Source organism: Tenacibaculum sp. TC6 (assembly GCF_050606265.1).
GTDB lineage: Bacteria > Bacteroidota > Bacteroidia > Flavobacteriales > Flavobacteriaceae > Polaribacter.
In genome coordinates this window covers 44,385-63,452 of sequence record NZ_JBOCUK010000015.1, presented here as the reverse complement: position 1 = coordinate 63,452, position 19,068 = coordinate 44,385, and the positions used below count along the sequence as shown (strand labels likewise).

General features: G+C 31.7%; 10 protein-coding genes. 2 read left to right on the top strand and 8 right to left on the bottom strand.

The features are described 5' to 3' along the window. Positions 1-3 precede the first annotated feature (3 nt). The 4 genes from ACQY1Q_RS10090 to ACQY1Q_RS10075 all read right to left on the bottom strand — a co-directional run bounded on the left by ACQY1Q_RS10090 (position 4) and on the right by ACQY1Q_RS10075 (position 13,875). Positions 4-6,108: a fibronectin type III domain-containing protein gene (locus ACQY1Q_RS10090; protein ID WP_431005189.1), complete on the bottom strand. Its 6,105-nt coding sequence runs from the start codon at positions 6,106-6,108 to the stop codon at positions 4-6. Positions 6,109-6,122: 14 nt separating this feature from the next. Further along, positions 6,123-8,612, bottom strand: a complete 2,490-nt coding sequence (locus ACQY1Q_RS10085) for a hypothetical protein (RefSeq protein WP_431005188.1) — start codon at positions 8,610-8,612, stop codon at positions 6,123-6,125. A gap of 221 nt (positions 8,613-8,833) precedes the next feature. Beyond that, positions 8,834-9,379, bottom strand: coding sequence for a LysM peptidoglycan-binding domain-containing protein (locus ACQY1Q_RS10080; RefSeq protein ID WP_431005187.1), 546 nt, complete (start codon positions 9,377-9,379; stop codon positions 8,834-8,836). Positions 9,380-9,489: 110 nt separating this feature from the next. After that, complete coding sequence (locus ACQY1Q_RS10075; protein ID WP_431005186.1) at positions 9,490-13,875, bottom strand: Ig-like domain-containing protein; 4,386 nt, start codon at positions 13,873-13,875, stop codon at positions 9,490-9,492. Positions 13,876-14,106: 231 nt separating this feature from the next. On the opposite strand from ACQY1Q_RS10075, the gene ACQY1Q_RS10070 reads away from it, so the two are divergent. After that, a complete protein-coding gene (locus ACQY1Q_RS10070; protein ID WP_431005185.1) occupies positions 14,107-14,538 on the top strand; it encodes a hypothetical protein in 432 nt (143 codons plus the stop codon). A gap of 32 nt (positions 14,539-14,570) precedes the next feature. Here the strand turns inward: ACQY1Q_RS10070 and ACQY1Q_RS10065 are convergent, their stop codons facing one another. Together ACQY1Q_RS10065 and ACQY1Q_RS10060 are read right to left on the bottom strand one after the other, a co-directional pair. Further along, positions 14,571-15,206 (bottom strand): trimeric intracellular cation channel family protein, encoded by a 636-nt coding sequence (locus ACQY1Q_RS10065; RefSeq protein WP_431005184.1) that lies wholly within the window; start codon positions 15,204-15,206, stop codon positions 14,571-14,573. A 32-nt stretch (positions 15,207-15,238) separates the two neighbouring features. After that, the gene (locus ACQY1Q_RS10060; protein ID WP_431005183.1) at positions 15,239-15,631 is read right to left on the bottom strand and encodes an acyl-CoA thioesterase; all 393 of its coding nucleotides are present in this window, start codon (positions 15,629-15,631) and stop codon (positions 15,239-15,241) included. A gap of 111 nt (positions 15,632-15,742) precedes the next feature. Between ACQY1Q_RS10060 and ACQY1Q_RS10055 the strand changes: the two genes are divergently transcribed. Next, positions 15,743-17,071 (top strand): MATE family efflux transporter, encoded by a 1,329-nt coding sequence (locus ACQY1Q_RS10055; protein ID WP_431005182.1) that lies wholly within the window; start codon positions 15,743-15,745, stop codon positions 17,069-17,071. On the opposite strand, the gene ACQY1Q_RS10050 is transcribed toward ACQY1Q_RS10055, so the two are convergent. After that, entirely contained in the window at positions 17,068-17,742 is a 675-nt protein-coding gene (locus tag ACQY1Q_RS10050; protein ID WP_431005181.1) for a DUF2461 domain-containing protein, read from the bottom strand. The genes ACQY1Q_RS10055 and ACQY1Q_RS10050 overlap by 4 nt on opposite strands. Before the next feature lie 90 nt (positions 17,743-17,832). Beyond that, entirely contained in the window at positions 17,833-18,924 is a 1,092-nt protein-coding gene (gene ychF / locus ACQY1Q_RS10045) for a redox-regulated ATPase YchF (protein ID WP_431005180.1), read from the bottom strand. Between the last annotated feature and the right edge of the window lie 144 nt (positions 18,925-19,068).

The window sequence follows — 19,068 nt, the reverse complement described above, 5'->3', positions numbered from 1 at the left end:
TTTTTAATAATTTATAACAGGGTGAAAGTTTTTAATTTCTAAGGTAACAGGATCTCTATATCCCAAAAACTTAATCCCATTAGATGATTCTCCTTTTATAATTGTATTACTACCTGGTTGGACTATCATTCTATTAGATAATATACCTTCATCCATAGCTTCTTTTCCATATTTAATCATATCTTGATCAGAAAGTTTTGATGGATCATATAATGTTTTTTTAAACTCTGTAGCTTTCCAACCACCACTACCATCAGCTTTTTTTATTTGATAAGTCAATTCAGAGATACCATCTACCGATCCACTTCTCATTCCTAATCTATTAATTTCAATATTATTATTTATTAGATAATTATTAAAATCTGCCAAATTATGCCCTCCAGTAATTGCTCTTTTTTGACTAAATGCTTCAACTTCTTTTAAATGTTTAGCAAAATCTGTTTTATAAACTAAATGAGTAAACTTAATAACCTCTCCAGTTATTAAATTCCTCAATGTAGAAACTTTAATTTTTGCGTTTGTTAGAAATTGAGTTCCTCCACCTTTTCCCCAATTAGGAAAAGCTTGAGTTAAAACCTCTGTATAGTCTCCTTTATTAAATTTTCCTTTTGGAAATCTTAAATCATTAACAACTTGATCAATGGTAAACTCAGCAACCCAAGTTGGTTTTTTGGGTAACTGTAAGATATCTTTTGCTTTATCTGCATCTAAGAAGTTATCAAGTGATATATATGTAGGAAAAGCCTCTGGCGCGGCTTCAATAACTCCTGTGCTTTTTAATTTGTCAAAATTATATGATGTTTCATTTACAGCACGATAAGCACGATCCATATGCTCGCTATAGAAACGCATTATATCTTTATCCTTAACTAAAGCTTTAGCTGCATCATCTAAATTTTTTATATTTACATCATCAAGAATTTTTTTCCCTGCCGCTCCAAACTTATCTATGATTACTGCTGCAGCGCCTTGATTTTCTTTAAATTTTTGCTTCAAAAATATATCAACATACTCATTTCCATAGACGTTTCTAACATTATTTCTAGCCCCTTTGAGTAAATCAGGTATAAAGTAATTAATATCTTTAACTGCATAAACAATTCCATCAGTTCCTTTAAACAATAAGAATGTCCCTTCTTTTATTTTTGAACCTTCAGCATACCTAATATTATCTAATTTCCCTAAGAAGCTATCTACAGAGTTATATGATTCTTTAAGAGTTTTGAACTTCAAAAAACCTCCAGTTGAAGCTAATTGAATATCAAAAACCTTAATATTATCTACTAATCCTTCAATTCCATTATTAAACCTTAATTCTTTACCTACTTGACTTAAAAACTTTTCAGAAATTATTACTTGCTCTATTTCAAGTACGAGTCTTTTATTAAAAATGATTTCAGAAGGTAGTTGCTTCATTCTTGTTAAAAGGGCTGGAATTTTTCTTATCTCATCGAAAGCACTCCCTTTAACATTTTTTAAACTTCTAATATTTGCTTTAAACTTAGGTAAGTCAATTTTTATTTTAGAAATCTGTCCTGCCGTATTTTTAGTTATACTAATTCCTACTCTTGCTAAACCATTTATACCATCAATTAATGTAATTACTTCCCAAGCTTTAATAAACTCTTTTCCTCCATCTAAGTTTTTCAAATGACTTTCAGAAAAAGTCATTATCAAATCTGCAGAAGAAATTGCGATAGTTAAAGCTCCCGCAACAGTAATAGAACCACCTCCTGTTGGTATTGCTGTTGCAATAGCTATTAGATTACCTATAACTCTAACCGCAGTAAAATTATCTTCTGTGCTCTTTTTTTGTAATAGATAGGCTATATAATAAGCAGGTAGTCTTAAAACTTTATCTTCAGTTAATTTACTTTCTCCCCACTCAACATAAGAATTCTCTTTAGGTATTGTTATTTCAACTATTTCATCTAAACTTTGAAAAGTTTTTTTACTTATTTTAAAATCAATTTTATTTACGTAACTAATTTCTAATTCTTTTCCTTTGAAATTATAGTCAAAATTATATCTGTTATCTGTTGAAAAAGAAAATTTATTTTCTTCTTTAACTTCTTTATTAATACCTTCTAATGTAATTAGCTCTGTTACTTTATTAATATATTCATGGTATTCAGAAAAATGTAAATCATCCCATAAACTAGTAAACAATTTAGAATTCTCTTCATTAAATAACTCAGCTACTAATAACTCAGATTGATTATTGAAAACTGTAGAATTTATTAGTTTTACTAAAGCATCTTCTTCATCGTCATTGAAATAGCTATTATCTCTCTCAAGAATTTTTTTAATTATTTTTATTCTGTCTTCAAAACTAATTTGCTCTATAGTACAATTAGATGATTCCATTACTAATGGTACTAACTCTTTTGATGTTAAACTATCTAACTTATCACTAGATAATTGACTTTGAATCTCAACAATACTTTCCGGTAACTTTATTAGTTCTCTTAAATCTTTTAAATAATAATCCAGATATGATCTTATCAAAGCTTCAGGTACCTTAGTTTTTGCATAAGTTCTAAATGTAAATAACAAAGACCAACCTGTTGTTTCATAAGGCATTGAGTTTATTTCTCTTCTCTCCTTTTCTTGTTGATTTATTGCATCAATTAAATGACATTGAATAAAAGACTCAACAGCTTCATTTGAAGCATATGCTAACGCTGCAGAAATAATTACAGGAGAAAATTCATTTTGATAAAAAGTCAAATTCCATAAATCTGCATCTTTATTTTTTTGAGGGCTAAAAAAGTCTAAATATTCTTTTGCAAAAGGAGTCAGTTTATTATGAGTAACATCATCAACTACAACATTATTTTTAAATAATGTTGATAATTTCTTAATATCAAATTTTTCAGGTTCATTATATTCCTCAACTACACAAAATTTATCTGATACGTTACTAAAAGAATCAAAATCACCACTTATAACTTGATTACTTTTAATATCATATTTATTAACACTAAGTTTTATTTTTTTATTATTAAAATCATAAACAGGTAAAGCTATTATAGCTTCATTTTTGGATGTATTTTTTGTTAAAACATCTTTATACTTATCTCCTTTATTATTTCTATAAGCATATACATCATTTACTCCTGTAAATGAAAATTTTTCTCCATTTACTTCAAAATGAAGTAAGCTACCCACAGGTGCATAATTTCCTGATTGTACATTATTACTATAAAAATATGGGTCTAATGTTGAAAAAGTGACTTTGTTAGAATTTAATGGTATAGAAACAACTTCTAGGGACGGCGTTATAAATGAATATGAAATTTCTTTTCCTTGTTCATTTCTATTCACAAAATTCTTAAAATCAGCTAAGGAAGTAGATATTTGCTCTCCCTCTTCATCACCCTGAAACCAATACAATTGTATTCCCGGAGCATGCATTTTTTTCCAATCTAAATGGTTTAATACGGTTCCATTACCATAATCCATTAAGAATTGGGTTGCTCCTTGCGGAAACTTATACTCGTCCCAAGTGTGCTGTAAACCAAAAATTCCATGCCCTAATTCATGTGCTAAAGTTCTCGCTTGTTTTTCTACTGTATTGGCATTTCTTGTAAACACAAAACCAAACTGCCTCTTTAAAGGCATGAATCCTGCTATTTCAGATTTTGAAATTGGGACATCGGTTACAAAAACATAATAGGTTGTTTTACTATAATAGTTTTGCTTTTTCACATAACTATTAAATACACCTTCTTCATCTGTATAATGCGATAATACAGAACTATCACCTACTTTTAACTGAGAATCTTTATCTATATCCCAACCGTAAATTTCTTCTAAGTCAACTTTGTTAGCTTCTTGAATATTTAATCGAACCCCCGCTTTACGATATATTTCTTTTACTTGTTCTTTTACCTGATTATCTATTGAAGCAATTCCTACTGGTATAAGTGTTACATTAATAGCCTCTAATTTTTGTGACGCTAAATGTGTAGTTACTATGCTACCGCCTATATCAAATTTCTCAGAGTTATCTTTAGATTTTACAACCGCAAAAATTTCTTCATCAACATAATGATACTTACGTTTTAATTTTAATTTTGCCGTATCATTACTCAACCATTCAACCTCAATTTTTGCTCCGTCTTTAGTTTTAAAAATGATATCTTCTTTTGTGATACTCGAATCGTTTATTTCAACTTTTGCTTCAATAAAATCATCTCCGTTTGTATCAGATATTGCTTTGTAAGGTATTTTATAATCTCCTGAATTTGTAGTTATTATTTTATACTCTTTCTCAAATGTAGAGGAAGTACCTTCCGGTAAAGCATCAAAATAATAATACCCCGAATTTTTAAAAGTAACTTTTACTCCTGTTGCCGTAATAGCAGTTACATTTCCGTCTGCACCAACTCCATTGGTATTTCCATCAACAACAGCTCCTCCTTCTGCTCCTGTTTGTTGTGTTATAGTTCCATCTTCTCCTACCGACCATACATCGCCATTAGAACTTACAATATTTACATCATCATCACCCGGTATGGTTGCTGTTTCTCCATTAGTCCCGGTAACTACAATAGCTCCGTTAGCATCTATTTCAATAGAATCAATGACAAAATCAACTGTAACTGCATCTTCTAATTCACCGCTATCTCCATTAATTCCTTCAGAAATATTAACATCGACATCAACAGTTGCCGAAGCTCCTTCTCCAAACGCAGGGTCGTATAAGGTTACTATTTCTCCTTCTGCTAATTGATTAGAAGAGTTGACTAAAATTGAGTTAAACGTAACTCCGAATTTTGCAAACTTTAAATAAGGTATTGCTACATATCCTTTTCCTGAAATTACTCCGTTTGATTGTCCTTGAATTTCAGTTATTGTTACTTTAAAATTTCCTGCTGTAATTACATCTCCTAAACTAAGTCCCGGGTGTGGTTGTCTGTTACTAATAGCAATAGCGTCAGGAACAATTCCACATTGATAATTAGCATCTTCATTTTGTGAAGTTTCTGTTGTTACTCTTTGTACTTCTGAATACTCACTATACTGAAACTGACATTTACCTTTTACTTTATATTCATAGGTGGTTCCTGACTTTAAATCCCATATGGTAGCCCAACTACTGTTAGTTCTTTTAGTAAACCATTGAGCATCTTGTTTATCTGCCTCTCTATAGGCTATGATAAATTCTGAATGAACAGTCGGATCTTGATCCCAGAATACATTAATTTTTGAAGTTCCTTTAGGCTCTGCACTCACATTATCCGGTGGTTGACAAGGTAACGTTCTTGAAAACCAAAAAACCTCACTATATCCTTGGTTTTTAAAGAGTCCTATTTCTTCAACCCCTTGTAATGCTTTTGCTTTTACCCTCCATGCATATCTTTTACTTGGTAAGAGTAATGGTTTATCAGGTCCGTAAACAATACTTGTTCTTCTTGTGGTTTCTTCATAAATAGGAACTTGAGATAAAAAAGCAGTTTGCGGATTTACATAATTATCCCAAATTTCAACCATGCTAAACTCGTACTCAACATTGCTTACATTGATATGTCTGGGTGTCCATTGAAAAACAATAGTTTCAAAATCTTTAGGCTCTATGTTTGCCCCGTTAAAGGGTAAATTTAAAATGGGAGGTTCGTTTTTAAAGATAAAAACAGTTGCACATTTTTTAGCTGACAATTTCGCTCCGGATAAATAATCATATACTTCAAAACAGAAATTATAACTTCCTTCAGGAATTGTTTGAGAATACGTTGCCGTATTAATTCCTTCAATATTTTCAAACTTATAGTAAGGAGCAAGTTCTGTATTTCTGAGCGTTAACGGAACTCCTCCTTCTAAAAACAGCTCTTCAGCTCCTAAAACAAAATCTTTACTTCTAAAACTAATATTACCGCCTTCAAAGTATGTTTTTAAACGAATTTGTCTGTTAGTTACTGTTATATCATTCAGAAAAATTTGAACTGTTATCGGGCTATTTAAGCTAGTTTCATCAGCATAATTAAAAAAGTTAACAGGTGCAGGTGCATTTACTCTTGGTACTATCGTAACAGGATACTGTTGCGCATAAAAAGTTTGTACAATAGTAAATAATGTAAAGATTAGGGGTAATAGTCTTTTCATACAATTAAAGCTGGTTAGTTTTTATAGATGTATTTTAGTTGGTACTGTTTATTATCTATATAATTTTCTGATTCATGTGCTAAAAATTCGATAATATGTTCCAACAAATATAATTTTATTTTTTGTTTATTTTTCTCATTTTCAATCTTCTCAAAAATAACACTTCCATTTTCCTCATAAAACTTATTTAAAACTTGGGTGTCATTTTTAATTTCATCAATAGTTGAGTACTTTTTAGTTTCAGATACAATCCATCTGTGGGTAAGTAGTTTTTTAAGTGATTTCTGTAATTTTTCTTCTACTTTTTTAAATTCTGCCTGTAAATTTTCTGCATACTCTTTTTTATCCTCTTCCGATTTATTCCACAAAGGATGTTTAATAGCTTCTTTTCTATTTTTAATATATTCCATTTCCATAGAATAATCTAATCTTTCCGCATCGGCCTGTAGTTCGTTAACCGTTTCAAAAAGCATGGTGTAGTATTGATTTAATACATCTTCAGAATCGTAAAGCTCTTTTAAAAATTGAATACTTTTTATTTTATATGCTTTCTTATTTGTTTCTTTCGCAATTTCAATTCTTCGCTCGTCTAATTTGTTCTTTCTTTTCTGCGGAATTTTTTCAAATAATGAAGAATGTAATAAGGAAGCTATTTTATAATCTATTTGCGGAATAGTTCCCTCATATAAAGAATCTCTAAAAATGAACTTAATATCATCGTTTTTAGTTTTGGTCTTTGTTCTTCTTACTATTTTTATTTTACTTTTAACTGGATTTGGTTTTTTTGAAAATTTTAAATCTTTTGAATCAAAAATGCCAAATCTGTAAGTATATCCAAACGTTACGGTAAAATCTTTTCTGGAGGTATTTAAAGAATTACGAAATTGAACCATTCCGTTAAGGTTAAAGTTATGTCGCTTTTTATAAACGTATCTGCTACTAACTCTAAAGTTTGTTATTTCTCCTTGATTTTCGCCATTAATTCTACTTTGGTTGTATCCTAAAGAGCTATTTACTTTAAGTTTTTTGTCTAAAAAGCCTTTACTGGCTGAAATTGTAGGTCCCATTATAATGCTATTTGAATCATCTAATACATTATAACTTGCGTTTAAAGCTCCGGATAGTGTTAAATCTTTTTGAGGATAACCTACAGTATATGCTAAGTTTCCGTTATATAGAGTAGATTGATCTATACTTCTTTGAGTGTCTCCCACTTTATTAGCAGCATCTTGAAAGGTTAATCCTACATTTATATTTTCTCTTCTTACATCCGATTCTTTTAAAATGTAATTAACATTTAAGTTTGCATTTTGAGAAATTTGCGTGATATTAGCTTTATCCAGTTCTTGTTCAACCTGAGATATTCCGTTGATATAATCAAACTGGTTTTTTATGTTGGTATATGATTGAAAGTTTGAATAAGACAGTGTCATATTCATTTTTTTGCTGGCATCATATGATACGTTAACCGAACTTACCAATCTTTTTAACTGTGAAGCTTTGGCTCCTTTCAAATCGTCTCTTTGTAACCCTACATTTATAGCAACCCCTACTTTATCTTTAAAAATACGTTGAGATCCGTTAATGGTAATATTTTCAAGATCGTTATTAAAAAAATAACCTCCTAGTGTTTTATAATCAGGGTCAATGTATTCATATCGTATTCCTATATTTCCTTTTCCTACCTGATATAAAAAGTTAATGTTATATGCCTTGTAATATTGAGTTGTTACATTGGTTTTCATTAAAAAAGACATAAATCCGTTATTTCCTCCTCCTGCTCTAATATCTTCTGTTAAAGCAGAAACCGCAACTTCTCCTCTTATTTTTAAATCTTTAATGAATGAAAATTCTCCATCTACACTAATCACCGTATTATCTTTGGGCTGAATTTCTTTTTCTACAGGAATTCTTTCCTTTAAAGACTCTACAACATCAGAGGCTTTGAAGAAAATTCCGCCTAATGTAAACTTATCAAACTTATAAGAAGCTTTAACACCATAACCTACTCTTCTGTAGTTCGCTTCTCCATTAAAATTATCTACGTTATACTCTCTTTCTTTCAACAATCGTCCATACATTAAACTAACTTTAAATTTTTCTTTAGGTGATAGGTCTACTCCTAACCCGGTAAATTGATGTCCGCTAAGTGTATATGGTGAAAATGTCATGTTTACATCTCCTATATGGGCAGTTACCCATTTGTAACTGGGGTGTAAACTAAATCTGTTAAAAGAAAATGGATTGTTGGTTTGAAATTTACTATTGGAATACGAAAAAGAAAGAGGAATATTATAGACTCCGCTTACATTGACATTTACATTCCCCGATAAAAAATAAGTAAACGGTGCTCTGTTAGAATTTCCCTCATAAAACACTGTATTTACTCCAACTCCTCCGGTTAACTTAAATAATGATGATTTCCCTATATTTTCTAAGTTCTGACTTAAAACTATGAAAGGGAATAACAGAAAGAAAATGGAGGCCTTCTTTTTAAATTTCAATTTTTTAAGAATTAAGGCACAAATAAAAGATTTTTTTAGCTAAAAAAAAAGCATGTTTTTATTTAATAAAAAAGGCTCAAGATTTCATCTTGTGCCTTCTTCAATCAACTATTAAAAACTAACTAATCACCAACTTTTTCTGTTAAGTAATCAATTATATGACGACCAAATAAAACAGTAGTTACAGTTCTTTGTTAGCTTTAACAGTATTTTAAGATATCTTAGTTAATAATTAAACGTTGCCCTAAATAAATTGTAGTATCGTTTAACATATTCTTCCTTTTTAACTCATTTACTGTTATTCCATAATGTTTAGCTATGGTAAACAAGGTATCGCCTTTTTTTACCGTATGGTATTTTGCGTCTATTACTTTCTCTGATGGTATCCCTTTTAAAAAATCATTTTTAGCCTTTTCTGTAGTTGCATATCCTACCACTATTTCTTGCCCTACTTCTAAATCATCAAAATCTGTTAAACTGTTCAGTTGATACAATCTACTTAAAGGCATCACATAGCTTCTTGCAATAGTACTTAATGTTTCTCCTTTCTTTACTATGTGTATGATAGTAGGATCAAAATCTGTTTCTTCTATTTTTTCTTGAGCAGGTTTATTTGGATATTTTTTAGAAACTTCTCCAGTTACTAAATTCATATATGCAGTTTCTCCATTTAATAAAATAACATCCCACCCTTTGGGTAGCTTTTTCTCTTGAGCAACTAGAGTGGTTCCTACTAGCAAGAAACATAATAGTATCATTTTTCTCATAACTTATTAATTTTCTTATTTCAAAGATAGGAAATCTTTTAGTTGCTAATTTTTCACAAAAAAATCCTGCATAGTTTATATGCAGGATTTATAATAAATTTAAAAAGTTATTAATCTACTTTAATAAACTTCCCTATGTGCTTTTTCTTAGTATTTTCTAAAGAATAAAAATACAATCCGCCTTTTAAAAAGCTCACATCAAAACTTGTGCTTTTAGCACTTGAAGTAAATATTGACTCAAACATTAAAGAACCATTAACATCAAAAATTTGAATTTTAGTTTCATTACTACCTCCTCTTAACTCTTGAGTTTTTAAGTTCAATATTGTTAATTTTTCAGCAACAGGATTAGGAGTAATTCTTACTTCTTCTTCAACAACTACCTCTTCTTTTGTTGTTTTAGCCTGTGCTCCTAAGCTATCTAGATAAGCTCTGTGACTTGAAGAAAATGCTGCATTATTAACAACATCCCAGTTAATTGACCAAGTCATTAAACCTCTAAAATCCGGATATGTAGCTGCGGTAGTATATGTTCTTCCTGAATAAGAAACGCCCTTAATTAAATAATCTAATGCTTGTTGTACAACCGCTTCTGAAGTATAACCACTTCCGGCTGCTTGTGTTGTTGATGGCAATCCTATAGCTACTTGATCTGCTCTAAGCCCCGGGAACGTTAATCCGGTTTGAGCTACCGGGAATCCGGTAATCAACATTTCTGCCATGGCTACATGGAAATCTGCTGTTGCCGGTTGATATACTCTACCGTCTCTTCCAAACATAGATCCTGTATTATAATGTTGTACATGAATGTAATTCATTTCATTTTGTAAAGCATGAATTACAGGTAAATAGGCTCCAAAAACTCCCGAGTAGTTACCATAAGCTCCTTGCACATACGCCGTTTCAGGCGCCATACTTAATATAAAACTTGCGCCAATATTATTTCGTATAGACTTTGTTGCTGCTATTAAATTGATAATTTTTGGTGTTGTAGGATTTCTAAAATCAGTATCTCCACTGTTTAATGAAAGTGAACTTCCTTCTAAATCTATATCCATTCCATCAAAACCATACGTATTAATAATAGCAGTCATTGAATTTACAAACTCATTTTTTTCAGCTTCAGTATTTAATTCTACTCTGGCATTAGCTCCTCCTATAGAAATAAGTACTTTTTGCCCTCTATTTCTAACAGTAGCTACATCATTAATAAAGGCTTGTACATTACCACTATATATTTCATATGGATTGAATACCATATCAGAAGTACTTCCTGATCTTGGTTCTGCAAAAGCAATGCAAATAACATCCCAATCTGTTGAAACTTCACTCAATCTTGGTGTGCTTGATCCGTTATTGAAATTATGCCAATAACCTACTAAAATTTTTCCCGGTAGGGTACCGTTACCTCCACCACCATTACTACTTCTTATTATTACCGCAGTTGAAGTTGTTTGGTTATTATCATTATCTGTAGCAACAGCAGTTAAAGAATAACTACCTGCCTGAGCATTACTAATTGCAAATGAATATGGACTTGTGGTATCTTCCCCTAATTTAGAAACTCCGTTAAAAAATTCAACTTTTGTTACCGTTCCATCAGAATCAGATGCATCTGCTTGAATTGTAAAACTTGCTCCTTCTGAATAGGTAGAACCATTTAAAGGTGAAGTTATACTTACTAATGGAGAATTTCCTCCTGTTCCTCCTCCGCAGGTTCCTACTTTTGCCCAAGCATCTTGCCAATAAGTTCCTGTACCTGGAGCATAAGCCCAATCGGCTGTTGAAGAACACCAACCCGGTACATTACATTTGTATTTTTCTCCTTCGTTTTGTACTTCTTGATTTTGACTATATGATGTACCTACTGCATATTGTGGTACTCCGCCACAATCTCCTCCTCCGGTAGTACTTGTTTTTACCGTTACCGACACATTTGAAGAAGTAGCTACTCCGTTTTTATCATCTGTAGCTTTTACATGAAGTGTATAGGTACCTGCTACTGCGTTTGAAATGGTAAATGAATACGGACTTGTGGTATCTTCTCCCAATTTAGTAGTTCCGTTAAAAAACTCAACTTTAGCTATAGTTCCATCAGCATCTGATGCGTTTGCTTGAACTTCAATAGTTGCTCCTTCATCAAAAGAAGCATTGTTAGCCGGTGAAGTAATACTTACAACCGGAAGTTCATTTGTAGGATCTGTTGCGCCTCCACAAGGGCCTATTTTTTTCCATACATCATCAGCTCCGCTTTTATCTTCAGGATTGTCATTTTGTGTCCACCATTTAGCTCTATAATGTACATTGTTATATTTTACATCATTACCTCCTGTATAGGTTGCTGAAGCAGACCAAACCGGATAACTACTACATACATCGCCAGAGTCTTTAGTTACAGTAATTGATACCGCATCAGAAGTAGTAATAGCACCTTTATCATCTGTCGCTTTTGCTGTTAATACATGAGTGCCTTCTGTTAATCCGTTTAATACATAACTATATGGGCTTGCTGTTGCTTCTCCTACCTTAGCAGCTCCGTTAAAAAACTCAACTTTTGCAACGGTTCCGTCACTATCTGTTGCATTTGCTGTAATAGTTACAGCTTCTCCTTCATTAAAAGAAGCATTTGCAGCAGGTGAAGTTATAACTACTACCGGAGGAACATTAGATGTTCCGTCTGTAACAGAAATAGTTACTTGCGTAGAAACTGTTGATGCATTATCATTATCGGTTGCTTTTGCGGTAAGTTGATAAGTTCCGGCTACTGCATTTGAAATGGTAAATGAATACGGACTTGTAGTATCTTCTCCTAATTTAGTTGCTCCGTTAAAAAACTCAACTTTTGTAACCGTTCCGTTGCTATCTGTTGCATTAGCAGTAATAACAACATTATCACCCACTGCAAATGCTGCGTTGTTTGCCGGTGATGTAATACTTACTGTCGGAGCTACATTTCCTCCTGTATTTCCATTAGCAAAAACTTCATTTATTTTATTTACTAATGGTGATTTTACATCAGACCAACGCTTTAACTTTGTTCCAAAAGAAGTAACACTTCCTCCAAACTCTAAATCTCCGTAAACCGTCCAAACAATAGTTCCTCCTAAGGAATAATCGTTAATAAACTGTGCTTTAATCCCTATTGACTCTTCATCATCATAACTTAAAAAGTAATTGCCTTTAACTAAATATGGAGCTTTTGCTTCATTATCCCATTTTTTAGTCCATCCGCTACCTGCAGATAAGGCTTTTTGCTTAATAAAAAAGTAATTAGGCGTTCCGTCATATACCTCTTTAGGCCAATTGGTATAATCTGCTGCCGTTACAATAGGTCCATCAGGTTGAACAGTTTCCGATCGTTTTACAGTAGCTACATTTAAGTCTGCTGCTCCGTTAGTAACAACCCCTCTTCCATAAAAAGGAGCTCCCATACAAATTTTATTGGTCGGTACTCCTTTTTCTGTTAGTTTTTGTAAAGTAGATTGCCAGTTAAAAAAAGAAACTTCTGCTCCTGTATATGGATAAACCGGTGCGTTATGTCCTGCAATATTAGACCAACCTCCGTTCATATCATAAGTCATCATATTAAAATAATTCATAGAAGCCGCCAATCGAGTCCAGTTAAATCCATCTAACTTTCTTGGATCAGCAGACATTGCTGCTGTGATTAATTTATCAGGTCCTATTGCTGCACGAATTTCTTCTACCAATGCTTCAAAATTGGCAAAATCTGCGTTGGTTCCTGTAAAATTCATTCCTGAATAAGGTCCCGGATATTCCCAGTCTAAATCAATACCATCAAATCCTGTTGCTATTAACTTCTTACAATCTTCAATAAATTTTGCTCTTTTTACAGGATCTGCAGCCATTTCAGGAAAATGTTTACACATACTCCATCCTCCTATTGAAGCCATCACTTTTACTCCTTTTTGATGTGCTAATTCTAATAATCCGGGAGCTCCGGTTTCTTTATGAAGTGGCAACGGTAAACTACCGCTTAATCCCCAAGTAGGATGTGTCCATGTAGTACCGTTTAACTCTACCTGAAATCCTTGAGCCTCCGCTCTGGTTTTTGCATCCTGATTAATATATTGTATAGGATCTATTTCACCAAATAGTATATGTAAATCCCAGCTACTGTATATATCTGTAAAAAAAAGGTCTTTTGGTTCTTGAGTTACACCGCTTTGATAAATATTCTTATTTCTATGATCTCCACTATGTAATGAACCATCTCTTGCCACACCAAAAAATGAGTAATTCAAAATAGTGTATTTTGAATAATCAATATTAAGATGGGTAAGGGCTCCTTGCGCCGGAACTCCGGCTTTTTGATCTTTCCAAGCATCCCAGTTACTTATATAACCTATTACTTGTTTTTGGTGATTGGCCGTTGTTGCACTTCCACCGGTATTAACTTGGGCATACATATATGCCGCCATGAAGAAAAAAAATGCTTGTAGCATTCTTTTTCGGATAAATAAAAAGGGTGTCATATTATAATTATTTTGATTGTTACTTGTTAAGTTGTAAATAATTAACAGAGACTTAAAAAAAAATCGACAAACAACCTTAAACCAACAACTTAAAACTTATTTTTCTTTACCAATTTTTTCTAACTTGTTAATTTCTAAGCAATAAGTCATTTAAAAGATCTAATACTTTATATTTTGATTTATGACTCTTTATTAATACTTTTAAAATCAACTAACTAAATCTTATTTTTTATGACAAATTCTAGTAAACCTTCTACTTTTTTCTGGATTTTTGGAGTTATAGCTCTTCTATGGAATGCTATGGGAGTAAATGCCTATCTACAACAGGCATATAAAACTGATGCTTTTAAAGCTATGTATACTGAAGAACAACTCGAAATGGTTACCAATACTCCGTCTTGGGTTATGGCTGCATTTGCATTAGCTGTTTTTGGTGGTTTTATAGGTTGTATATTGCTTCTTTTAAGAAAAAAGATTGCCTTGCCTATTTTTTTAGTTTCACTTGTAGGAATAATTATTCAAATGATATACAATCTTTTTATAAGTAAATCTATAGAAGTATACGGACCGGGAGCCATTATAATGCCTATTATGGTTTTAATTATTGGTTTTTTACTCTATTTCTTTACTAAAAAGAGTATAAGTAAAGGTTGGCTTTCTTAAAATATAAATAATCACAAATAGCTTTAAATTGGCTATTTGTGATTACTCAGTAAAGAAAAAATATCTCCTTTTATTTTAGGTAATTCATATTTTTTTATCACAGCAAGTGTTCTTATTGCTATAATTACTATGGCTGAAGTTATAAATTGAACGTTTTCATTTATATTAAAATTTTCTAACGCCAAGTATATTACACCTCCTGATAAACACGCTGAAGCATATATTTCTTTTTTAAATATTAAAGGAACTTTTCTGGTTAATACATCTCTGATTACACCTCCGAAAACAGCTGATACAACCCCCATTACCAATGCTAAAAACGGATGTAAATTATAACTTAATCCTTTTTGCAATCCTAACAAGGTAAATACACTAATACCAATAGTATCAAACAGAAACATTGTTTTACGTAAGGGAGCTATTTTTGATTTGAATAAAAAAGTAAAAACGACGGCTCCTAAAATTGTCCATATATAATTTACATCACCAATCCAGTTTATCGGATGCGCATTGATTAGTATGTCTCTCAACATTCCTCCTCCTACTGCGGTTACAAATGCAATTATAACAACTCCAAAAACATCAAAATCTTTTTTTATAGCTACCAAAGCCCCGCTAATTGCAAAAGCAAATGTACCTACTATATCTATTATGCTAATTATACTCATTATAAATCAGTTTCTAAACAATTTCATTTCTGTTAAACAGGTGGTTGAAGTATTTGAATAATATCTTCTGTTATTCTTCTGGGTTTTAACGATTTTTTATCTACTAAACAAAAGGTAGTTGCTGATTTTACTAAAAGGGTTTCTCCTTTTTTAATTGCTACATGTCTTACAGACTTTACGCCTTCTGTTTTTCCAACCCACGTTGTAATGGTAACTTCATCATTCAATTTTGCCTGAGCTTTATAATCTATCTCATGTCTTATAACAAACCACACGTAATCCGGCTCTTCCATTTTTTCTGTTAATACATTCCAATGATCATCTGCAATATCCTGAATCCACTGTACGTATACTACATTATTTACATGATTATATACGTCCAATTCATTGGCCGTTACTATATGTTTCTTCTCAAAAAAATTCATACAGCAAACTTAACCCATTGTTGTTAATTATTACTTAAAATACGTATTGTTTTTATTTTTTAAGAAAAAACAATTGATATTTGAATCTCCAAATAAATTAACAAATATAATTTGACAAATAAATTTGAGTCTGATAGCATAAGCAGTCTATTACTAAAACAAGCTATTCCTGCTTCTATTGGTATCTTGGTTATGTCTTTAAACATGATAGTTGATACTATCTTTGTAGGAAGATGGATAGATGTATTAGCCATTGCAGCCATCACTGTGGTAATGCCTATAGCTTTTTTTATCTCTTCAATTGGTATGGGAATAGGCATTGGAGGAAGTTCTATTATTTCCAGAAATTTAGGAAAGCAAAACTTTACCAAAGCTTTTAATGTCTTTGGAAATCAAATTAGTTTAACCATTAGTTTATCTTTACTATTTATTCTTCTCGGTTCTTATTTTCATCTTCCTATTTTAGAAATTTTCGGAGCAAAAGGGTCTATAATTGCTCCTGCCACCGAATATTTTTTGGTAATCATTTGGGGCGTACCTTTTTTAGCTTTTGCTATGATGGGAAATCCTGTTATTAGAGCCGTTGGTAAGCCGAATTATGCTATGTTTACCCTAATTTTACCGGCTATTGCAAACATAGTTTTAGATATTGTTTTTATTAAATTTTTAGGATTGGGCATGTTTGGTGCCGGTTTAGCAACGTCTATTTCGTATGCGGTAAGCGGATTATTTGTTATTTGGTTTTTTCTTTCAGAAAAAAATGAGCTCAAAATTATACCTAAATACTTTATCATCAATTTTTCTATTGTAAGAGAAATTATTGCTTTAGGGGGCATTACAATAATTAGACAAGGTACAATTAGTATTTTAATGATTATTTTAAATCATAGTTTATTTTACTATGGAGGTGAAATTTCTATTTCTATTTATGGAATTATCAATAGAATAATGATGTTTGCTTTGTTTCCTGTATTAGGAGTAACTCAAGGTTTTTTACCAATTGCCGGGTACAATTACGGGGCTAATAATTCAAAAAGAGTTAAAGAAACTATAAAGACTTCTATTTTATTTGGAACCGGAATTGCTACGGTAATTTTTATCGTAATAATGCTTTTTCCTTCTCAATTAGTTAGAATTTTCACAAACGATCAGGAGCTACTTAATCTTACTCCAAATGCCTTAATAATTACTTTTTTAGCTACTCCGGTTATCACCACCCAATTAATAGGATCTGCATATTTTCAGGCTGCAGGAAAAGCTTTACCGGCTTTGCTTTTAACCTTATTAAAACAAGGTTTTTTCTTAATTCCGCTAGTGTATTTTCTTCCTAAATTTTATGGAATTAACGGTGTATGGATTTCTTTTCCTATTGCAGATATTCTTTCTACTTTAGTTACATATCTATACCTTAAAAAAGAAGTTAATAGGCATTTAAACTAAAGAATACTCTCTCCGTTTAAATTGGTGGTTAGCACATCACTCATATAATCAAAAAACGGACGTAATGCTTTATAAGATGCTTCAACCTCCTCTAAAAAGTTATCAGATATCACTTCTTGATCAGTAAACTTTCGAATGGCTATAAATCCTTTTTTTCTTATTAAGTCTATTGCTGGATGTTCTTTTTCAAAACCTTTCGGAGCCGTTTTTAACTCTTCACCTTCTAGCTTTCCTTCAAAATACTTTATAAAATTCTTATCAGAAATTATTGCTCTAATCTCGCTATCATCAATCTCAAATTCTTTTCGAATTCTTAATAAATCTTCTTTATTAGGTTCCCAAAAACCGCCGGCTAAAAAACTTTCTCCAGGTCTTATTCTCAAATAATAACCTCCTCTTAAATGTGCTCCTTTTCTTGAAAAAGAACCTGCAAAATGAGGTTGAAAAGGTGTTTTATCTTTACTAAAACGAACATCTCTGTATATTCTAAATAATTTGAATGCCTCTATTTCATCATGCGTTTCTAATTTTTCTCTAATAGCAGCGTATACTTCTTTAGCATTATTTTGAGCTTTTGTAAACTCTTTTTTATGCTCAGTAAACCATTCTCTATTATTATTTTCTTTTAAATCTTTTAAAAACTGAAGACTTTTTTTGTCAAATTGGATCATGAATGTTTTTGTTTTAAAGGTACAAAAAAACTCTATCGAAACCAGTTCAATAGAGTTTGCTTACTAAATTTATGATTGTTATAGATTTACCTATACATTAAATCTAAAGTGCATAACATCACCGTCTGCTACTACATACTCTTTCCCTTCAACTCTCATTTTTCCTGCCTCTTTTACTTTTGACTCAGACCCGTAAGTTACATAGTCATTATACCCAATAACTTCAGCACGAATAAATCCTTTTTCAAAATCTGTATGAATCACACCTGCTGCTTGAGGAGCTGTTGCTCCAACCGGAACTGTCCATGCTCTTACTTCTTTAACACCGGCAGTAAAGTATGTTTGTAAATTTAATAGTTTGTACGCTGAACGAATTAAACGTGATACTCCCGGCTCTTCCAATCCTATATCAGACAAAAACATCTGACGCTCTTCATAATCTTCTAACTCGGCTATATCTGCTTCAGTTGCTACAGCTAATACAATAATTTCAGCTTCTTCATCTTTTACAGCTTCTTTTACTTTTTCAACATAAGCATTTCCTTCTTTTGCTGAAGCTTCATCAACATTACACACATATAATACAGGCTTAGCTGTAATAAATTGCATGGTTTTTACTAATTCATCTTCTTTATCTGTAAACTCAATAGTTCTGATAGATTTTCCTTCTAATAACGACTGTTGAATTTTTTCTAGTACTTCTAATTCTTTTTGCGCTTCTTTATTCCCTGTTTTTGCTGCTCTTTTTACTTTATCAAGACGCTTTTCAACAGCTTCTAAATCTTTAAGTTGAAGTTCAATATCAATAGTTTCTTTATCTCTAATCGGGTCTACAGAACCATCGACATGCACAATATTATCGTTTTCAAAACAACGTAATACGTGTAAAATAGCATCTGTTTCACGAATATTAGCCAAAAACTGATTTCCTAAACCTTCTCCTTTACTTGCTCCTTTAACCAATCCTGCAATATCAACAATTTCAACTGTGGCTGGTAATACTCTTTCCGGATTTACCAACTCTTCTAATTTTTGTAATCGAGTATCTGGTACGTTTACAACACCTAAATTAGGTTCTATGGTACAAAATGGAAAGTTAGCACTTTGTGCTTTAGCATTTGATAAACAATTAAACAAGGTTGACTTTCCTACATTTGGTAATCCTACAATTCCGGCTTTCATTATACTTTATTATTGATATTTTGCGTTGGCAAATATAGTACATTACTTCATTTTTTACAGTATCATAATTTTAGTATATTAAAGAATTTTAACAGTTTTTTATGAGTTTATTATTTTTTTATTAATTTTACGTAAACTAACTAA